General features: G+C 69.7%; 14 protein-coding genes. 7 read left to right on the forward strand and 7 right to left on the reverse strand.

Annotated elements, in window-relative coordinates:
* Window positions 1–103 precede the first annotated feature (103 nt).
* Entirely contained in the window at window positions 104–496 is a 393-nt protein-coding gene (locus tag OG734_RS30855; RefSeq protein ID WP_330293849.1) for a very short patch repair endonuclease, read from the reverse strand.
* A 394-nt stretch (window positions 497–890) separates the two neighbouring features.
* A complete protein-coding gene (locus OG734_RS30860; RefSeq protein WP_330293850.1) occupies window positions 891–1,799 on the reverse strand; it encodes a LysR family transcriptional regulator in 909 nt (302 codons plus the stop codon).
* Window positions 1,800–1,931: 132 nt separating this feature from the next.
* Between OG734_RS30860 and OG734_RS30865 the strand changes: the two genes are divergently transcribed.
* Both OG734_RS30865 and dctA read left to right on the forward strand, forming a co-directional pair.
* Complete coding sequence (locus OG734_RS30865; RefSeq protein WP_330290709.1) at window positions 1,932–3,050, forward strand: PrpF domain-containing protein; 1,119 nt, start codon at window positions 1,932–1,934, stop codon at window positions 3,048–3,050.
* The gene (gene dctA, locus OG734_RS30870; RefSeq protein WP_330290710.1) at window positions 3,047–4,546 is read left to right on the forward strand and encodes a C4-dicarboxylate transporter DctA; all 1,500 of its coding nucleotides are present in this window, start codon (window positions 3,047–3,049) and stop codon (window positions 4,544–4,546) included. The genes OG734_RS30865 and dctA overlap by 4 nt, the downstream gene beginning before the upstream one ends.
* 206 nt (window positions 4,547–4,752) lie before the next feature.
* On the opposite strand, the gene OG734_RS30875 is transcribed toward dctA, so the two are convergent.
* Window positions 4,753–5,889: an alpha/beta fold hydrolase gene (locus OG734_RS30875; RefSeq protein WP_330290711.1), complete on the reverse strand. Its 1,137-nt coding sequence runs from the start codon at window positions 5,887–5,889 to the stop codon at window positions 4,753–4,755.
* 325 nt (window positions 5,890–6,214) lie between these two features.
* Between OG734_RS30875 and OG734_RS30880 the strand changes: the two genes are divergently transcribed.
* A complete protein-coding gene (locus OG734_RS30880; protein ID WP_330290712.1) occupies window positions 6,215–6,676 on the forward strand; it encodes a DUF6228 family protein in 462 nt (153 codons plus the stop codon).
* Complete coding sequence (locus OG734_RS30885) at window positions 6,673–7,143, forward strand: hypothetical protein (RefSeq protein ID WP_330290713.1); 471 nt, start codon at window positions 6,673–6,675, stop codon at window positions 7,141–7,143. The genes OG734_RS30880 and OG734_RS30885 overlap by 4 nt, the downstream gene beginning before the upstream one ends.
* A 457-nt stretch (window positions 7,144–7,600) precedes the next feature.
* Here OG734_RS30885 and OG734_RS30890 read toward each other — a convergent pair whose 3' ends face one another.
* Window positions 7,601–8,107, reverse strand: a complete 507-nt coding sequence (locus tag OG734_RS30890; RefSeq protein ID WP_330290714.1) for an allene oxide cyclase barrel-like domain-containing protein — start codon at window positions 8,105–8,107, stop codon at window positions 7,601–7,603.
* A 286-nt stretch (window positions 8,108–8,393) separates the two neighbouring features.
* Window positions 8,394–9,053: a hypothetical protein gene (locus OG734_RS30895; RefSeq protein ID WP_330290715.1), complete on the reverse strand. Its 660-nt coding sequence runs from the start codon at window positions 9,051–9,053 to the stop codon at window positions 8,394–8,396.
* Between the two features lie 701 nt (window positions 9,054–9,754).
* Here OG734_RS30895 and OG734_RS30900 point away from each other — a divergent pair.
* Window positions 9,755–10,576 (forward strand): SDR family NAD(P)-dependent oxidoreductase, encoded by an 822-nt coding sequence (locus OG734_RS30900; protein WP_330290716.1) that lies wholly within the window; start codon window positions 9,755–9,757, stop codon window positions 10,574–10,576.
* Window positions 10,577–10,670: 94 nt separating this feature from the next.
* Here the strand turns inward: OG734_RS30900 and OG734_RS30905 are convergent, their stop codons facing one another.
* Both OG734_RS30905 and OG734_RS30910 read right to left on the reverse strand, forming a co-directional pair.
* Window positions 10,671–11,231 (reverse strand): hypothetical protein, encoded by a 561-nt coding sequence (locus OG734_RS30905; protein ID WP_330290717.1) that lies wholly within the window; start codon window positions 11,229–11,231, stop codon window positions 10,671–10,673.
* A 128-nt stretch (window positions 11,232–11,359) separates the two neighbouring features.
* Window positions 11,360–14,974 (reverse strand): ALF repeat-containing protein, encoded by a 3,615-nt coding sequence (locus tag OG734_RS30910; protein WP_330290718.1) that lies wholly within the window; start codon window positions 14,972–14,974, stop codon window positions 11,360–11,362.
* Between the two features lie 307 nt (window positions 14,975–15,281).
* Here OG734_RS30910 and OG734_RS30915 point away from each other — a divergent pair, with 307 nt between their 5' ends.
* On the forward strand, window positions 15,282–15,785 hold the full coding sequence (locus tag OG734_RS30915; RefSeq protein WP_330290719.1) for a hypothetical protein: 504 nt from the start codon (window positions 15,282–15,284) through the stop codon (window positions 15,783–15,785).
* 71 nt (window positions 15,786–15,856) lie between these two features.
* Window positions 15,857–17,980 carry an FG-GAP-like repeat-containing protein gene (locus tag OG734_RS30920; protein WP_330290720.1) on the forward strand — a complete coding sequence of 708 codons (2,124 nt, stop codon included), beginning with the start codon at window positions 15,857–15,859 and terminating at the stop codon, window positions 17,978–17,980.
* Window positions 17,981–18,049 lie beyond the last annotated feature (69 nt).

The raw sequence follows: 18,049 nt of genomic DNA on the forward strand, positions 1-18,049 counted from the left end.
GGCGCCCCCGATCGATTTTCACGCCGGCGATTGCGAACTCCCGGTGGAGCGCCCGCCGATGCCTGCCCGCCATGGAGGACGAGTCGGGGCCGAGAGGTTTGATTCAGGGACCACCCAGCGTTTGACGCTTGGAAGCCACGGCCACAGCGATCTGGCGCACGACATCCTCGGCGGACTCGTGTTCCCAGAACCTCAAGACAGTCCAGCCCGCAGAACGCAGGAGCTCGGTCGTCTCACGATCACGTGCCATGTTCTTGTCGAGTTTGGCGCGCCACCAGTCCGCATTCGCCTTCGGCTGGGTTGCATGCTGGGGGCAGCCGTGCCAGAAACAGCCGTCCATGAAGATGGCGACCTTGGTCTTGCCGAAGACGATGTCGATCGTCCGCTGTGCCGCGCCGGGCACGGGAACGTTCACTCGGTAACGCATCCCCGCAGAGTGCAGGAGTCGCCGTACCGCGACCTCGGGAGCCGTGTCGCGAGAACTCTGTCGGCTCATGCGGGCGGAGACGGAGGGAGAAGACGGGTCAGGGGCAGGCACGGAGGCATTCTGCCGGCGTTTGTGGTCTGGTGGTCCGAATAAGCGATCATTCTTCCCTGGATGTGGAGGCCCTCCGGGGGGTCTCCACACCCACGTGGTGCGCCGATCGCGTCGAGTGTCGTGGCCGTCGCTCCTGATCGGACAGAGGTGGTCCGCTTGAGCGCATGAGTGCGGACGATGGCGGCGGTGAGGTTCACCGCCAGTGCGGCTAGTTCATCCCTCTCCGTCAGTCGCCATTGCTAGGAGGTGAGAGCGCATCGCAGTCCGCCTCACGCCTCTTATTGATCACGGTTATCTCGGCGAAGAGGTCGGCAGGCAAGCCGTCGCCCCGCCAGACGTACAACCCGCCATCTCAGGACCCCGCCCCCACCCCCGCGCTATCGCGCAAGAACCCCGCAAAAGCCAAGGCGGCCGGGGTAAGCACATGGTCGTTCATGCGGACGAGGAGAATGCGGCGTACCGGGGCCGGGGGTTGTAGCGGCAGGATGCTGACGCCGCCTCGGATGCCTTCCAGGGCGAGGGTGGGGGCGAGGGCGACGCCGATGCCGGCGGCGACCATGGCCTGGGCCTCCTGGTAGTCGTGGGCCTCGTAGGCGATCTGCGGCTCGAAACCGGCCGCGTGGCAGCTGCGGGCGAGAGCCTCGGCCACCGGGTGGTTCTCGGCGCGGGTGATCCAGGGGTCGTTCGCGAAGTCGGCGAGGGCGGCCAAGGGGCGGCCGGCGAGCGGGTGGTCGTTGCTGACGAGGAGCGCCGGGGGGTCGTCGACGAGTGACGTGACGACGATGTCCTCGCGGTCGATGCGGTTCCAGTCGTAGTCCCACATCAGGGACATCTCGATCTCCCGGTTCTCCAGCAACGCCCACAGGCCAGCGATACGGGCGCTGCGCACCGCCAGCCGTACGTCCGGATGCGCTTCGCGGAAGGCGATCACGGCTCGCGGGAGGAGGGAGGCGCCGACGGTGGGGAAGGTGCCGACCCGGAGGGTGCCCGCGCGCAGTCCCGCGAAGTCGGCGAGCTCGTTCTCCGCGGCCGTCAGCTCGCGCTCGATCCGCGCCCCGCGTTCGGCCAGGGCGCGGCCCGCGTCGGTGAGTGTGACCCCCCGCGCATGGCGCTCCAGCAGGGGCTGTCCTGCCTCCGCCTCCAGGCGGCTGACCTGCTGGGACACCGCTGACGGCGTGTAGTTGAGGGCCCGTGCGGTCGCGGTGACCGAGCCCCGGCGGGCGACCTGGGTGAAGAGCAGGATGCGCCGGACGTCGAGCATCACGTCACCTCCAGCGTTAATTTCAACTTAATACCCGTGCAGATTTCCGAGATTGTACTTCACGCTCTCCGCCTCCACTGTGGATCGCATCCCGCACGGAAGTGCCGTCGGGGCTTCCATGAGGAGTCTGTTGTGTTGCGTCTGCAGGGCGAGATGATCCGCGGCGGGACCAGCAAGTGCTGGATCTTCGACCACCACGACGTGGTGGCGACCGGCGTGGACGCCGACACCCTGTTGCTCGCCGCCTACAACGCCGCCGACCCCCGCCAGATCGACGGCGTCGGCGGTGCCTCCTCGACCACTTCCAAGGCCGCGATCGTCCGGGCCTCGGCCGAGCCGGGCGTCGACGTCGAGTACGCCTTCGCGCAGGTCGGCATCGGTGACGAGCGCGTGGAGTGGGCCAGCAACTGCGGCAACTGCGCCACCGCCGTCGCCCTGTACGCCGTACACAACGGCCTGGTGCCGATCACTTCGGAGACCACCAGGGTGCGGATGCGCAACGTCAACACCGGAGCCCGCCTGACCGGCGCCATCCCCACCCCTGGCCGTACGGCCCCTGACGAGGGCACAGCCGCGGTGCCCGGTACCGCCGCGCTCGGTGTGCCGGTCCTGCTCGGCTTCGAGGACCCGGCGGGTTCGACCACGGGCCGCGCCCTGCCGACGGGCCGCGCCGTGGACACCCTGACCGGCCCGGCCGGCCGGATCGAGGCGTCTCTGGTCGACGCCGGAGCCCCGGCCGCGCTGTTCGAGGCCAAGGCGTTCGGCCTCCAGGGCACCGAGTCCCTGACGGAGTTCGCCGCGGCGGTGCCCGCGCTCACCGTGCTGCGCCGGCAGGCCGCCCTGGCCATGGGGCTGGTCAAGGAGGACGATCCCGTCAGCCACGCCGTGCCGAAGGTCGGCGTCGTCGCCCGCCCCGCCGCCTACCGCACCACCGACGGCACCCCGGTCGCACCGGACGAGTACGACCTGGCCGTCCGCATGGTCTCCATGCACGCCCCGCACCCGGCGATCGGTCTCACCTCGGCCGTCGCGCTGGCCACCGCAGCCGCCACCCCCGGCACCCTCGCCCACCGCGTCGCCCGGCAGACCGCCGACGGCACGCTGCGCCTGGGCACCCCCGCCGGAGTCATCACCGCCCAAGCCGTACCCGCGGCGGACGGTACGTCCCCCACGGTGCTGTTGCACCGCGCCGCCCGCCGCATCGCCCGAGCCGAACTCCTCGTTCCCGTCCTGGAAGGACGCCCCGCATGAGCCGCAACGACGCCGCCGCCCCGGGCACCGTCACCGCTCCACCCGGCCGCATCCGCCGACTGCTGTCCCTGCTGTACGTCCAGTGCCTGATCGGTGTCCTAGCCGGAGCTGCCGTCGGCTGGCTGTGGCCGTCGTTCGGAGCCGAGCTGAAACCCTTGGGCGACGGCTTCATCGCGCTCGTACGCATGATGATCGCGCCGGTCATCTTCTGTACCGTCGTGCACGGCATCGCCTCCATGGGCAGCGCGCGTGCCGTGGGCCGGGTCAGTCTCAAGGCGCTGATCTACTTCGAGGTCCTGACCACCGTCGCCATGGTGATCGGCCTGGTCGTCGTCAACATCGTCCAGCCCGGCAGCGGACTGCACGTCGATCCCTCCACCCTCTCCACCGAAGGCCTGCCGCCGGAGGCGACCCAGAGCCACGAGAGTGTCGCCGCCTTCATCCTGTCCACCATTCCGGACACCCTGCCGAGCGCGCTGACCGGCCACGAGATCCTGCCGGTGCTGCTGGTCTCGGTCCTGTTCGGCTTCGGCCTGAACGCCGCCGGCGAGGCGGGTGCGGGGATCACCCAGAGCGTCGAGAAGCTGTCCAAGGTCCTGTTCACGCTCATCCGCTGGATCATGCGGCTGGCCCCGATCGGCGCCTTCGGTTCCATGGCCTTCACCATCGGCAACTACGGTCTGGACACCCTGCGTCACCTCTTTCTGCTGGTCGGCTCCTTCTGGCTCACCGCCCTGTTCTTCGTCCTGGTCGTCCTCGGCGGGGTCATGCGCCTCAACGGCCTGCGTCTGCTGCCCTTCCTCCGCTACATCAAGGAGGAGCTGCTGATCGTCCTCGGCACCTCGTCCAGCGAGCCGGTGCTGCCGCGCATGATGGCCAAACTGGAGCACGCCGGCGCCTCCAAGCCAGTCGTGGGCATCACACTGCCCGCCGGATACTCCTTCAACCTCGACGGCACCGCGATCTACCTGACCATGGGCTCGGTCTTCCTCGCCCAGGCACTCGGCATCGACCTCAGCCTCACCCAGCAACTGTCGATGCTCGCCGTCATGCTGCTCACCTCCAAGGGCGCCGCTGGTGTCACCGGCTCCGGCTTCATCGCCCTGGCCGCCACTCTCAGCGCCGTTCCGCACGTCCCCGTCGCCGCCCTGGCCCTCATCTTCGGCATCGACCGCTTCATGTCCGAGGCCCGCGCCCTGACCAGCGTCGTGGGCAACGGCGTCGCCACCCTGGCGGTGGCCAAGTGGGAGGGGCAGCTCGACGAGGACCGTGCCAGGGCCGTCCTGCGTGGCGAGATCCCGTATGCCGCCGCCTCCGAGACCGACCGCACCCATGAGCCGCAGGGTGATCCACAGCCGCCGGCCGACCCCGCACCCAGCGCGAAGCTCGAAGAGGCCGAGGCGGCCGAGGCGGCCGAGGTGCCCGAAGCGCTCGAAGCGGCCGATCCGAAGTCGGCGGCCGGATCGGACCGTGACCCCGTACCCACCGCTGGTTGACGCCCCACACACCCGCGCGGCCGGTCCGGAGCCTGCACTCCGGACCGGCCTCACCGGCCTCACCGGCCTCACCGGCCTCACCGGCCTCTTCTCGCGATCGGACACCAGCGAAGGACTGGGCGAACAAGCGCGATGCTGCTGACGCGGGGACTGATTGACGGCGAGCAGCGACAGGCCCCGCGCCCGGGCGGGCTGTTGCCGCAGGCCTATGGAGCCTGGGTGATGACGCCGTCCTCGGCCATGACGAAGCGGCCCTTGGTCTTGCCCTCGACCTTGAGTTGCTTGAGCCAGTGCTTCGACAGGTTGTGCAGGTTCTTGTGCTGCCCTTCCCAGGGCATCGAGTGGCCGGCGCACTTCACCGTGACCAGGATCCTGTTAAGCCCCGTGATGGCGTCATAGAGCGCGGGGACGTGGAAGTCGAGCGCGGGGTTGGGGTTGGGCGGTGTCGTGTTGGCCGTCGTGTCGAACTCGCCGTGCACGATCAGTACGGGCACACCGCCGCCGAGGATGCCGTCCTGCCCCGCAGTGGTTTTGTTCCAGCCCCAAGTGACGAAGTTCCGGAAGCGGTTGACGCCCGCGGGCTTTCCGTTCGGCTGGACCTTTCCCCAGGTGCGGCCGATCGGGTCGTTGTCCATGAGGGCGCTCCACACGACGTCGAGTATGTCGGCTTCGCGCTGGTTCGTGCAGTGCACCTGAGCCTTCCAGCTTTCGTCCAAGCTCTTGCGCGTGAGCACGTGGGTGGGAAAGCCGGGCGCCGGCAGGGTCGGCGGGTTCGAGGGGCCCAGGGGCGGGAAGATCGGCGCGAGCAGGAACAGGCTCTCCACCTTCCCCGGATTCTTGATCGCGTACGGTCCCATCGCGAACGCGGCCGCCGACCAGCCGATGAAGGCGACCTTCGAGACGTTGCGCGTGCTCCGGATGTACTCGACGACGGTGCTGAGCTCGTCCTGGTCGCTCTGGGAGTTGGTCAGTACGTAGGGGTAACTCGGTGGGCGTGGTCCGTACAGCGGGGGCATGACCTCGACCTGCTGGTTGGGGTTCACGTTGCACGGGTCTTCCATCCGGGGACGCGGCGACCGGCCCGAGCCCGTGAGGTCCATCATGAAGACGTCGTAACCGGCCTTTGCCAGCGCCTCGGCCCATCCGTACGAGGTGTGCTGGAGATCGAAGCCGGCCAGCACGGGAACGCTCCTGCCGTGCAGCATGAGGACCGCCTTGCGGTTCGTGGGCGAACCGGGAGGCGTGCCGTCACGTTCGCGCACGAAGAGCTCGACCTGTTCGTTCTCTGTGGCGGGAACGGTCGACTTGTGCTTGACCCAGTGGTCGGTCGTGGTGACAGCCATAAGGGATCCCTTCTGTTGCCTCGGTAATCGGTCGGCGGTACCCCCACCAGCCATCGCCGATGGGGAAGGGGAAGGGGAATCCGTGCTTTTGTACGAGAGAGTGCACGGCGGAGTGTTCACGTATCCCGGTGGACGGGTTACTGCTGCCGCCGTCCACAAATGGGATCCTCAAGCCCATAACTCACTTTGCACCCGCGCCGTAGATATCGCATCCGTGCGGAGCACGCCTCGCTGCCTGGCTCGCACCGCCAGGATTGCCGTTCCTCACCTCACTGGCAGCGAATCCGAATGACGTCGAACAGGCCGCTGGCTTAGCGTTCCGCTCATGAGTTCCCCCGACGACGGCACCGACAACGAGCCCGGCGTGGTCATCCGCTGCCACGACAACTCGTCTGTCGGCGTGGAGTTGTGCGAGCGGTACAGCCACAGCCTCGACGAAGACGCCGTGTATTTCGCCGTCGAACTGCGGGCTCCTGGCCTGACCGCTCGCGTCGACGACGTAGTGGCCTGGGCCTGGGGGAGTGGTCTCGCTCTGTTCCTGGAAGCGCTGGCGTCGGACTTCCGAGGGTGGAACGGCGAGCGGAGTTGGGGGAGCGACGACACGGACCTCGCGGTGTCGGCCGTCTTCCGGACGGGCGGTTACGTCGGGCTGACGTGGACACTGTGCCCCTGGCCGGCAGCCTCGGGCGGCTGGGCTGCCTCCGTGACCACTTGGCTGGAAGCCGGTGAGCAGATGACTTCGCTCGCGGCTGACGTCCGCCGTTTCCTCGGTGAGGAGCGGCCGTGACGACCGGTACGCGTATGACCTGGGTACTCGACGCATGCGGGTGGGCCACCTGCACCATTGAGGATCACCAGGCGAAAGCCGAGCTCAGCGCGTCCTACATCACCAACGCGCCAGAGGATCTGCTGACTGCCGTGGCTCGACTCTTCTACGGGGAAGCGGAGACTCGCGCGCAGTTCGAGGCCGAACCCACCGCCTACCGTTGGATCTTCCAGCGTCAGGCCGATGACGTCCGGGTCCGTCTGCTGGAACTGCGCCACGGCCGCGACCACGACAACGACGGCACCGAGATCTGGTCGGGTCGGCTCGGCATCGACGCGCTGGCCCGAGCCGTGATCCGCTGCTTCGACGAGGTGGATCGGACGTACGGCGAGAGCGGCTACCAAGGCGAATGGGGCGATCACTTCCCTCGAAGCGAACTCGAAGCGCTCAGACGCCTCTGGCGCGCTCACCGCCCCGGCGACGCGTAGCCCGCAGGCTTCCGCTGCGCAGGTCAAGTGAGACAGGTCAGCCGTCACCGTTGCAGCGTAGGCATGGGCGGGGGCGGAAGGGGCACCGGCATCGAGCCGATGGCCACCACCGGTAGCCGCGTAGCGCGAAGGCGTGGCGGACCGGGCGTCGACGGGACGATGAAGCTCGTGCAGGCCGGGAGTCCGGTGGCCCCGAGAACTTCTCGGGGCCACCGGACTCCCGCCTTCGGAACTGAACCTATTGGCGGGCCTATTGGCGGGTTACCTGCTCCCTGGCGTCCGCGCGAGGACGTGGATACTCCAGCTGCAGATCGTGATCGTCACGTCTGGGCGGCCTGTCGCTGATAGCGGATGGCCTGGGGTCGAGCCAGGTGGCGGCGTCGCCAGTTGGACCGATCGAGCCGGTGGGCCGTGCGGTGGACGGGCCGGCCTTCTCACCGGGCGGGGGCAGGATCGGTCAGTTTTTCAGGTCGATCGTGAAGCGCCTCGTGCCCGGAGCGATCGTGTCGGCGTGGACCGAGCCACGAGCCCGGTCGTATTCCCCGGTGCCGCCGGTGATCCCGTTGTCGAACGAGGGGGGAGGGCCCGGGTTGAGAATGCCGAAGACCATCCCCTGCACCTCGAGCTGGCCGCCCGGGAGGCTGTAGGTCACGACGCACATCTCCGCTCCGCCGTTGTCGACCCGGGTGGTGTCGCAGGTGCCGCCGGTTTCGCCGACCTCGTTGCCGTCCTCGTCGGAGAGGACCGAGCGGAAGACGGTCCGATCGCCCTGGGCGGGGGCGCCGCCGGGGTTGACGGGGAAGCGCGTCTGCTGCGCGAGCCGGCCGATGAGTGTGATGACCCGGTGTCCGCCCTTGTCGTGGGCGGAACCGGTGTCCGTCGCGGAGGCCGCGACAGGGGCGCAGGCGAGAAGGGTGACCAGCGCAGTGGCCATGCCGAGACAGGCTGCTCTGATGGGGCGCATCGTGTGGCTCCTGAGGTTGATGCTCATGGATGGTCGGGTGAGCATTCATAACCTCGGCTCTGCCGCCGCCCGGAACGTCCCGGCGCGACCCACCGGAAGATCCGACCAGTCGGACCAACCCGGGACGGCCGGGCGCCCCATTGCGTAGCCACCAGAACGGTAATGGGAAGTCTCGCCGGTAATGCCGCTGGATTGAACGCCAAGAAATAATGGCGCCGAAGGGGCCGTCGGTGTCCGCCCCCACCAACTGCCCCCACCCGCCCCCCTCTTACTCCCGGCCGCTGGCTCAGTCGTCGTTTCTGGTGTTCTCGGTCGGCAAGAACGTCTGGCGTGCCCAGAGGCTCAACAGCGCCGCCCCACCGACCAACAGCGGCACCGGGTCACGGGCAGGAGGAGCCATCACATATCCCAGCGCCGTGACCGTGCAGACCGTCAGGGGAATGAACGCCGCCGCACCCTCCATCCCCCATCGCAACGTCGGCTGAGCAGTGCCCAGGATGCTCGCCCCGCCGGGCACCCAAGGGCCGACAGCGACCACCAGCAGGCCCGCGGTATTGCACATGTCGGCCAGCTGACAGGACATCGCCTCAGGGCTGTGCGGGCCGACCGTCCACACGCGCAGGGTGTCGCCGATCAGCATGAGCGACAGCCCGACGATCCCCACCCACAAGGTGACTCTCTGGTCGCTCCGTACGAGACGGCACAGGGCGAACAGAAAACTGAGGAACACGACCTCCGCGGTCCAGAGGGCACCGACCGCCCCCAGCCGCCAGCCGTCACCGGCCCCCCGCAGCAGTACCCATCCCGTCATGAACACGGCTCCGGCTGTGACGACCCCGTCAAGCACGCGCCGCAGCAACACGCGCCGCCCTTTGCCCGCATCGGCCGCGACCACCAGACCGGCCATCCCCAGGCCAACCGCCAGCGTTACTCCGGTGACCACCACCGAACCGAGCAGCGATCGCTCGTCCCGTCCCGAACCAGGAGGGTGAGCCGACAGCACGTTGACCGCGCCCCGGAACACACCCCCGGCTACCGCCGAACCCCCCAACAACAGCAGCCGCGTCCGCACCCGTCCGCTCGTCCCCCACGCACGGAGCACCAGGGAGGCCGTCAACCCCCAGCAGCCCATGGACGGCCCGAAAGCCACCATCCGCGCCGCCACGCTCCCAGACACCCACGGCGCGCTGAAAGCCAGCGCTGTTCCCGCGAGGCAGGCCACGCCCACCGCACCCCAGGCCCACGCCCAGGTCCGACGGCAGTGGCCTGCCCGGACCCTGAGCACGTCCGGCGACTTCCCCGACCCCGACATCAGGTGCGCCTTTCCATGGGTCCCCGCCCGCAGGGTCTTTCCTGCAGCCCTCAGATCCATTCAGAGACCGTAGGAGACTCGCCACCTGCCCCGAAGTGAACAATCGGCTCATTCACTCGTACTGCGTACGGAGGAGAGATCACCGGCCTCGGCTCTGCGCGGCCATCACCGACAGCCTCGCCACCACCCGCACCCATACCGAACCGACAGGCGACGTCCGGATGTTCATGTCTCGCCGTACGATCCCGGCCGAGGTACAAAGCGAGTCCACCGGGCCGGACGCAGACCGCCCCTACCCGGTCTCCCTCTTACTCACGGCCGCTACCTTGTCCGCCATGACCCCCACCCCCCAAAGCGACCAGTCCCCCCACCACGCGGACGCCCCCCACCCTCACCTCCACCCCCTCACCGGCAAGGTCGTCGTCATAACCGGCGCCGCCCGAGGCCAGGGCGCCGCCGAAGCCGAGGCCCTGGCCCGCGCCGGAGCCACCGTGATCGCAACCGACGTACGCCCGGACGGAGTTGGGGACTGCAGGAAGCTGGACGTCGCCAACGAGGCCGACTGGTCCACCCTGGCCGCCGAACTCCGCGAGGCGTACGGGCATGTCCACGGGCTCGTCAACAACGCCGGCGTCATCCAGCGGGACCGACTCGGCGACGTACGCCCGGAGGACTTCGCGTACGTGCAGTCGGTGAACACCACCGGGCCACTGCTCGGCATCCAGCACCTCGCGCCGCTGATGCCGCCGGGCTCGTCGATCGTGAACGTCGGGTCGTCCGCGGCGCTCACCGCGTACTACCCGGTGGCGTACACGGCCAGTAAGTGGGCCTTGCGCGGGGTGTCGAAGATCGCGGCAACCGAGTTGGGGCCGCGGGGTATCCGCGTGAACACGGTGCACCCCGGCTACATCGAGACCGAGATGACCGCGGCCGCCACCCCGGCCTTCCGGGAGGCGATGTTCCGTGAGACACCGCTCGGTCGCAGCGGCACCGTCGACGACATCGCGCCCCTCGTCGTCTTCCTCCTCTCCGACGCGTCCTCCTTCATCACCGGAGCGGAGATCCCCGTGGACGGAGGCCTCACCGCGCACGGCGGAGTAAAGACCGTCTCGGACGCGATGAGGCCGGCGGCGCCGGACCAGTCGAACGCCGGGTGAAACCCCAGGCCCTGGCTGCCGACACCCCGCCTACCCGACGCCGTAGATCGTGTGGCGCTCGGCGGTGGTCTCCTCGGCCAGGGCGTCGAGAGCCTCACATGTAGTCGAAGTACCGGTCGTTCCAGTCCGACTTTCCCAGCTCCTCGTCGTCCTCCTCGTCCTCGGCCACGCCCGCGGCCACGAGCACCGCCGCCAGTTCCACGTCCCCTGCCGCCGGCAGGACCGACGGCCCGTCGTACGGCTCACGGAGCAGCTCCGACGGGACGAAGGTGCACCTCAGCTCCGTACAGACGCCGTCGAACCACGTCACCAATTCCTCGGCCAGGCCCGCCTCGCCGTCCGGGAAACCCTCACCGGCCACCACCCGCGCGGTGACGAAATAGCCGCCGAAGTTGCTCATCATGACGTGCAGGGGACGGCCGAGGCCCGTCGTGTCCGCCGGGACGTCGATGACACCGTAGAAACTGGCGTCCTGGCCCAGGCCGCTTGAGCAGGACGGCCCGAAACGTTCCTCAAGGGAGCTCACCAGCCCGGCGAAGCAGTTCCGCGAGGTCACCAGGTCGAAGTCCGCGGGGCGTTCGAGGTGGCGGGGATCGTCGTGCTCCAGCAGGAGCGCCCGGATCCGGTCCAGCGGGAGCATGTCGTGCCCTTCCATCGGTTGTCTGCTGTCTGCTGTCTGCTGTCGGTTGTCGGTTGTCCTACGGGAAGGGTGGTGGACCCGGAGCCCGGGGCCACCACCCTCAGCAGGTCAGGAGCGTGGACTCGCCCCTGCCGTCCCGGAATCTAGTTTCTCGGGCAGGTGGGATCGGAGGACGGGAACACGGTGCGCACCCTGTCCTTCTTCTTGACGACACTGGTGACGATGCACATGTACTTCTCCCCGTTGTCGCCGATGGCCTCGTCGTAGTCGACCCGGGTGACCTTGTTGCTGTTGTTCGTGGGCACGATGGTGCCGCCCCTTTCCCAGGCCTCGTCGATCAGGGCCAGGAGCTCTTCCTGGTTCTTCTGCTTGAAGACGCCGTGCAGGGGCTTGCCGGGGTTGGGCCTGGTGTGGGCCATGACGTGATCGATGTAGTGCTCCGTGTCGCTCCTCCTGGTGTAGATCAGGCCTGCCGGTGACTGGAGTACGTCATTGCCGAAGTTCGCGAAGTTGGTCGGGCAGGGGAATGCCGTCGCCCCCAGGGCCGTCCGCGTCAGGCGCCTGACACACACCGGGAAGTCCGGGACCTTGCCGAACAGTTTCTTGAAGAAACCGTCCGCCTTGGTGCCCCACTTGCCGAACTTGACGCCGGCGGCGCCCCAGCCCGCGAACGGCACCATGCCGGCGCAGGACAGGCCCGCGTCGACCAGCGCACCCTCGCCGGCGTACCAGGCGCAGTTGGCGCCGTCGGCAGCCTCGCCGAAGCCGGGGATCAGGCCGAGGATGTCGAGGCTGAAGTGGCCGCCCTCGGATAGGACCTTGCCCCAGTCGACCTCCTCAAGCTGGTTCAGGTACTCCTCGAGCGCCTTGTCGTCCGCGAGGGCCTGCTTTTCCTCGGCCTTGGCGGCCAGGTCAGCGAAGTGCGCCCTGATCTCCTCCTGCAGCTTCCGGAAGGCGATGTCCCCGGCTTCGTCGGCGGCCTTGCTGGCTGCGTCGGCGTCCTTGCCGGCGGCGATGGACGAGGCGTACGCGGCGTCGGCCGCCGCCCAGGCATCGCTCGCCGAGCGCTGCGCCTGCGCGGCGGATGACTCCGCGCGGGACGCCGACAGGTCGGCGTCCTGCGCGGCGCTCTTCGCGCTGGCCTCGGCGGCACGCGCCGACCTGGCCGAGGCAGCCGCCTCGGCCGCGGACTTCTCGGCGGCGTCGGCGTGGGCGTCGGCCTGCTTGGCGTACTCGCCCGCCTGGGTCGCGGACGCCGCGGCCTGCTGGCGGTACTGCTCCGCCTCGGCCGCCGCCTTACGGGCCTCGGCCGCCACCTTGGCGGCCAGCGCGGCGTCCTGCTGCGCCTTCGAGGCGATCGATGCCGCTCCGGAGATCAGGCCCAGGATCCGCGAGACGTGAGTGGCGGTGAGCCGGTCCTTGCGTACCGCCCGGAACCGCTCGACCTCGATGAACTGGTGCAGCACCTGAGGCGGTCCGGCAAGGGCGACGTCGGCCGCCGCCTTGAGCTCGGGGCCGCCGGTGCTCCTCAACTGGACGGCACTGACCCGCTCGTCGCTCGTACGGGCCGTGAAGTAGCCGGAGTGGATGAACGCCCTCATGCGGTCCGGTGTGCCGGAGTCGAGCGCCTCCTGGCCGGCCTTCCGCACCGCGGCACCGGCGTTCGCCATGAGCTGGGTCGTTTCGACGCGGTAGTCGTTCTTCGCCGCGTTGTGCTGCCCGGTCGTGACGAAGGCGCTGATCTGCGCGGTGTTTCCGTTGAGCGCGGACTCCGCGGCCGTACGGACGGCCGTGTACTCCGATTCCCAGGCCAGGTTGACGACGCGGGCGTACTCGTCCCGCTCGCCCGCCTCCTTCCAGCCGGCCCTGATGTACTCGACGACCAGCGCGTCCGAGCCCGCGAGAGCGGCCTCGGCCGTGGTGACGCTCCAGGGGCCGCGGGTCCTCGCGACGTGCAGCGCGACCTTGCGGGCCTGTACGGCGGCGACGGCGAGATCGGCGCCCGGGCGGGTCACCTCCGCCGCGAGGCGCACTGCCTCCGCGTCGGCGGCCTTGGCTGCCTCACTGTCCTTCTGTTTCCGCGCCTCACGCTCGCTGTCCGCGATCTTGTAGGCCTTGGCCTGCTCGACCTCGGTGTACCTGCGGTCGGCCAGCTCCTCGGCCTCGACCTCACGGGCCAGGTCGAAGGTGGTCCTGGCCTGGACGACCGCGGCGGTCGCGGTGTCGGCCGCCGTCTTGGCCGCCGCAGCGTGCTTGGTCGACTCGGCCGCGGCCTTGGCCGCGTCACCGGCGTGCTCGGCGGCCTCGTCGGCGGCGGCAGCGGCTTTCTCGGCGTGGACGGCGGCGGAGTTGGCGGCGTCGCGGGCCTCGCGCGCCGCCTTGGCGGCCTTGGCGGCCAGCGCCACCGCCTTGTTCGCGGCCCGCGTGGCCTCGGCCGCGTGCCTGCGGGCCTCCGCGGCCGCGGCCCTGGCCCGCGCGGCCTGGGCGCTGGACACGTTGGCGTGACCGCTGGCCTCCTGTGCGGCGGCCGCGGCCAGGTCCGCGTTGGTGCCCGCGCCGGCGGCGGCCAGGGCGGCCTTGCCCGCTTCGTCGGCCGCGTCACCGGCGAAGTTGGCGGCCTCGGCCGCCTTCCTGGCGCCCGCGGCGGCGGCACGCGCACCCTCTGCGGCCTTGCGCGCCGCGGAGGCTTTGGTCGCGTCGGTCGCCGCGTCGGCGGCCGCGCTGCGGGCGCGGGACGCGGCCTGGGCGGCGCCTGCGGCTGCGGACGCGGCCTGCGCGGCGGCGTTCGCGGCGATCCGGGCCGAGGCGTTGGCGGCGTGGGACGCGCTGATCGCCTCCTGCGCGGCCTTGGCCGCGCCCTCGGCGGCGTCGGCCGCGCGTCCGGCGGCATTGGACGCCCTGGTCGCGTCGTCCTTGGCGGCCTCGGTCTCGGCGGCTGCCTTCTGGGCGGCCTCCTTGGCGAGCCGGGTGGCGGCGATCGCGCGGGCCGACGCCTCCTTGGCGGCCTCGGTCTCCACCCGGGCCTGGCGGCCGGCCTCCTGTACGAGGGCGACGAGTTCCTCGATGGTGGCCTGTTCCTGGTCGCGGGCCCGCGCGATGTGCTGACCCACCTCCAGGAACTCCGTCACGTCCTCGGGCGTGCCGTCGAGGGCGGCCTGCGCCGCCTCCTTGGTGGCCGTGCCGCCCGTGCTCAGGATCTGGACGACCTGGACCCGTTCGTCGTTCTCCCGGGCCGCGTACTGGCTGTCGACGATGAAGTTCTGGACGTCGGCGGCGGTGCCGCTCAGTGCCGCCCGGCCGACCTCCTTGACCTCGGGGCCGCCGGCGCTGACGATCTGGGCGGCACGGACCCGCTGGTCCTGTTCCAGCGGCGCCTGCCAGCCGGTCTTCAGGAACGTGTCGAGCTGTGCCGGCGTACCGGCGAGGGCCAGCTGTGCGGCCTCGCGCACGCCACGGCCGCCGGCCGAGAAGACCTGCACCGTGGCCACTCGGTCGTCACTGAGCTCGGCCACCGCCTGCTCGGTGTCGAGGAATTCGCGTACGTCCGCGTCCGTCCCCAACAGGGCCGCCTCGGCGGCCGCCTTGACGCCCGGACCACCCGCCTTCCACGCCGTCAGGACCTTGCCGCGGTCCGTGGCCGGGATGTGCGAGTCGCTCAGATCCTCGTTGTATACGGGGTCTTCGAGGGCAACAGCCGGTGCGGAGCCGAGGATTCCGGCCACGAGGGAGATCAGGAGAGCAAGGCAGATTGCCCGCATCGCCCGCATTGATCGCTTCACTCTGTTTGCGGACCTTCTTTGGCTGGTTGCATCAGCGCAGGCCCTTAATTTTTGTCTCAAAGTAACCAGGATCCATTTCTCGGTCTGGCGCCAACCGGCTTGCCAGGTAACGGATTTCGGCCCGGCGAGCATACGCGGAAATCCGTCGGAACACCGGTGCACTTGCAACGAACGCTTGCTATCTTGACGTGCGCGATTTCGACGGGGCGGCAGATTCGGTGAGGGTCGACATGTTGAATCTTCCCTTCCGGATCCGTTCCGTTTACCTCCTGGAAGGAACTCTCTGTTGAAAACCCACGCCCGTAAATTCCTGCTTTCCGGAATCACCGCGGCAGCGATCGTCGGAGCCTCCGCTTTCGCGGTCGCCAATACCGGCACCGGCACTGACGCGGACACCGAGAACGCGGCCGCCGACGTGCCGCCGTACGCCGTCGAGGACTTCGGCTACCCGGACGCCGACAAGATCCTCGCCGAGCAGGGCATCACCCTGAAGCGCGGCGACGGCCGCATCACCCTCGCCGCCTGCGACGACGCCGCCGACCAGCTCAAGGTCCTCACCCGCGTAGGCGCCGGCGAGTTCTGCTTCAAGGTCACCTCCAGCACCGGCTATCTCACCCTCGAACTCGCCGATGTCTTCGCGATCCAGACCGAGTCCCACCCGGTCCGCGCCGAACTGACCGCCGAGGGCGTGAGCAAGACCGTCAACGTGCCCAAGAACGACTTCAAGGGTGTCGGTGAAGGCGTCAACGAGCCCCCCACCGTGCTCCTCGAACTCCGCATCACCGGCTGACCGTTCCCCGCGCACGACCCAGGTCACACCACAGAACCTGACGAACAGAACGAGGAACGAGGAACGCCAACGTGTCCAACAGACGCACCCGCGTGGCTCTCACGAGCGGCGCACTCATCACCGCCGTCGCGGCGAGCACGCTTGCCGCCGCCCCGGCGCAGGCCTTAGCCGGTCCCGCGGCCTCCGGCAGCACCTATTCCTTCACCGCGCGTCTGAACGTGGGAGACGGTCAGCGCGCGTGCTCCGGTGCGCTGGTGGCGCCGGGCTGGATCGCCACCGCCGCCAGTTGCTTCGTCGCCGACCCGGTCACGGAGTCGGTGCCGGCGGGCAGGCCCGCGCTGAAGACCGTTGCCACCATCGGGACCAGCGACCTGGCCACCAACGCCGGGCAGGTCCGCGAGGTCGTCGAACTGGTGCCCCGTGAGGGCCGCGACCTGGTCCTGGCGCGCCTGGCCACCCCCACCACGGGCATCACCCCGGTCAAGCTCGCCACCACGGCTCCCGTAGCCGGTGAGACCCTGACCGCCGCCGGGTGGGGCCGCACCAAGGACGAGTGGGTGCCCCTCCAGCTCCACACCGGTGACTTCACCGTCGGAGCCTCCGACACCACCACCCTGAACCTGGCGCCGAAGACCGCTTCCGCCGCCGTCTGCAAGGGCGACGCGGGCGGCCCGGTCATCCGCGTCAACAACGGCACCCCGGAACTGGTCGCCCTCAACAGCCGCTCCTGGCAAGCTGGTTGCTTCGGCTCCGACGAGACCCGCACCGGCGCTGTCGCGACCCGCCTCGACAACACCGTCAGCGGCGGCCGGCTCGCCGCGGGCACCGTCCTGCGGCCCGGCGACAGCCTCGTCTCCAACTCCGCCCGCCTCACCATGGGGGCCGACGGCAACCTCGCCGTCCGCTCCAACGCGGGCACGATCGTGTGGTCCACCGGCACCGCCGGCAACGCGGGTGCCACCGCCCGCTTCGACGGCAACGGCAACCTCGCCGTGATCGGGACCAACGGCAGCACCGTGCTGTGGGAGTCCAGGACCACCGCCCCGGGCGGCGAACTCGTCCTCCAGGACCGCGGCAACCTCGTCATCCGCAACGCCCAGGGCGCGTCCCGGTGGGCCAGCGGCAGCACCCTCCGCCACGACTACGACGGCGACGGCCGCGGCGACATGGCCAGCTGGTACGACTACGGCGACGGCCACGACTCGGTGTTCACCATCCTCGCCGAGCCCGACGGCAGGCTGAAGGCCCCCTTCACCGCCTGGACCAGTCCCGCCGGCACCTGGACGGCGGGTCAGATGAAGCGCACCACCGGCGACTACAACGGCGACGGCATCGCCGACCTGGCCGCCGCCTACGACTACACCGACGGCCGGGTGAAGATGTTCACCTGGCTCGGCAAGGGTGACGGCACCTTCCAGGCGCCCTTCTCCTCCTGGGCGGTGACGTCCGGCTGGACCTTCGCCCGCATGGACCTCACCAGCGGTGACTTCGACGGCGACGGCCGTGACGACCTCGCCGTCTGGTACGACTACGCCGACGGCCACGACACCCTGTGGACGTTCACGGCGAACTCCAACGGCGGCTTCAGCAACCCGTTCACGTCCTGGACGACCCCCGCGGGGAACTGGACCCAGACGAACGGCAAGCCGGCGGTGGGCGACTTCAACGGCGACGGCCGTGACGACCTCGCCGTCTGGTACGGGTACGGCGACACCCGCGCGAAGCTGTGGACGTTCACGGCCACTGCCGACGGTGGCTTCAACGCCCCGGTCGGCTCCTGGGAGAGCGACACCTGGGGCTCCGCGGACCGTACGTCGGTGTTCGCGGGCGACTTCGACGGCGACGGCCGCGACGACGTGGCCGCCTGGTACGACTACGCCGACGGCCACGATGCCATCCATGTCGCCTCCGCCGCGGCCGACGGCACGTTCGGCAAGCCCGTCCAAGCCTGGTCCACCCCGGCCGGCAACATGACGCGTGCGAGCCTGAAGTTCGTCACCGGCGACTACAACGGCGACGGCAAGGACGACTTCGGCGCCATGTACGGCTACAGCGACGGCCGGGTGAAGATGTTCACCTGGACCGCCCAGGGCAACGGCAGGCTCAACGCACCCGTGGGCAGCTGGGAAGCCGCCGCGGGCAACTGGACCTTCGGCCGCAGCCACCTGATCGAGCGCTACAACACGGCCCCGTAACACCAGCCCGACCTCGACGACCGTGGTTCCACCCCCTCACCGGCCGGGCGGAACCACGGTCGTCCGTTT

Source organism: Streptomyces sp. NBC_00576 (assembly GCF_036345175.1).
Lineage (GTDB): Bacteria > Actinomycetota > Actinomycetes > Streptomycetales > Streptomycetaceae > Streptomyces.

Coding starts and splice junctions, on each gene's coding strand:
- OG734_RS30855 (WP_330293849.1), bottom strand. CDS start 496: ATGAGCCGACAGAGTTCTCGCGACACGGCTCCCGAGGTCGCGGTACGG.
- OG734_RS30860 (WP_330293850.1), bottom strand. CDS start 1,799: ATGCTCGACGTCCGGCGCATCCTGCTCTTCACCCAGGTCGCCCGCCGG.
- dctA (WP_330290710.1), top strand. CDS start 3,047: ATGAGCCGCAACGACGCCGCCGCCCCGGGCACCGTCACCGCTCCACCC.
- OG734_RS30875 (WP_330290711.1), bottom strand. CDS start 5,889: ATGGCTGTCACCACGACCGACCACTGGGTCAAGCACAAGTCGACCGTT.
- OG734_RS30880 (WP_330290712.1), top strand. CDS start 6,215: ATGAGTTCCCCCGACGACGGCACCGACAACGAGCCCGGCGTGGTCATC.
- OG734_RS30890 (WP_330290714.1), bottom strand. CDS start 8,107: ATGCGCCCCATCAGAGCAGCCTGTCTCGGCATGGCCACTGCGCTGGTC.
- OG734_RS30900 (WP_330290716.1), top strand. CDS start 9,755: ATGACCCCCACCCCCCAAAGCGACCAGTCCCCCCACCACGCGGACGCC.
- OG734_RS30905 (WP_330290717.1), bottom strand. CDS start 11,231: ATGGAAGGGCACGACATGCTCCCGCTGGACCGGATCCGGGCGCTCCTG.
- OG734_RS30910 (WP_330290718.1), bottom strand. CDS start 14,974: ATGCGGGCAATCTGCCTTGCTCTCCTGATCTCCCTCGTGGCCGGAATC.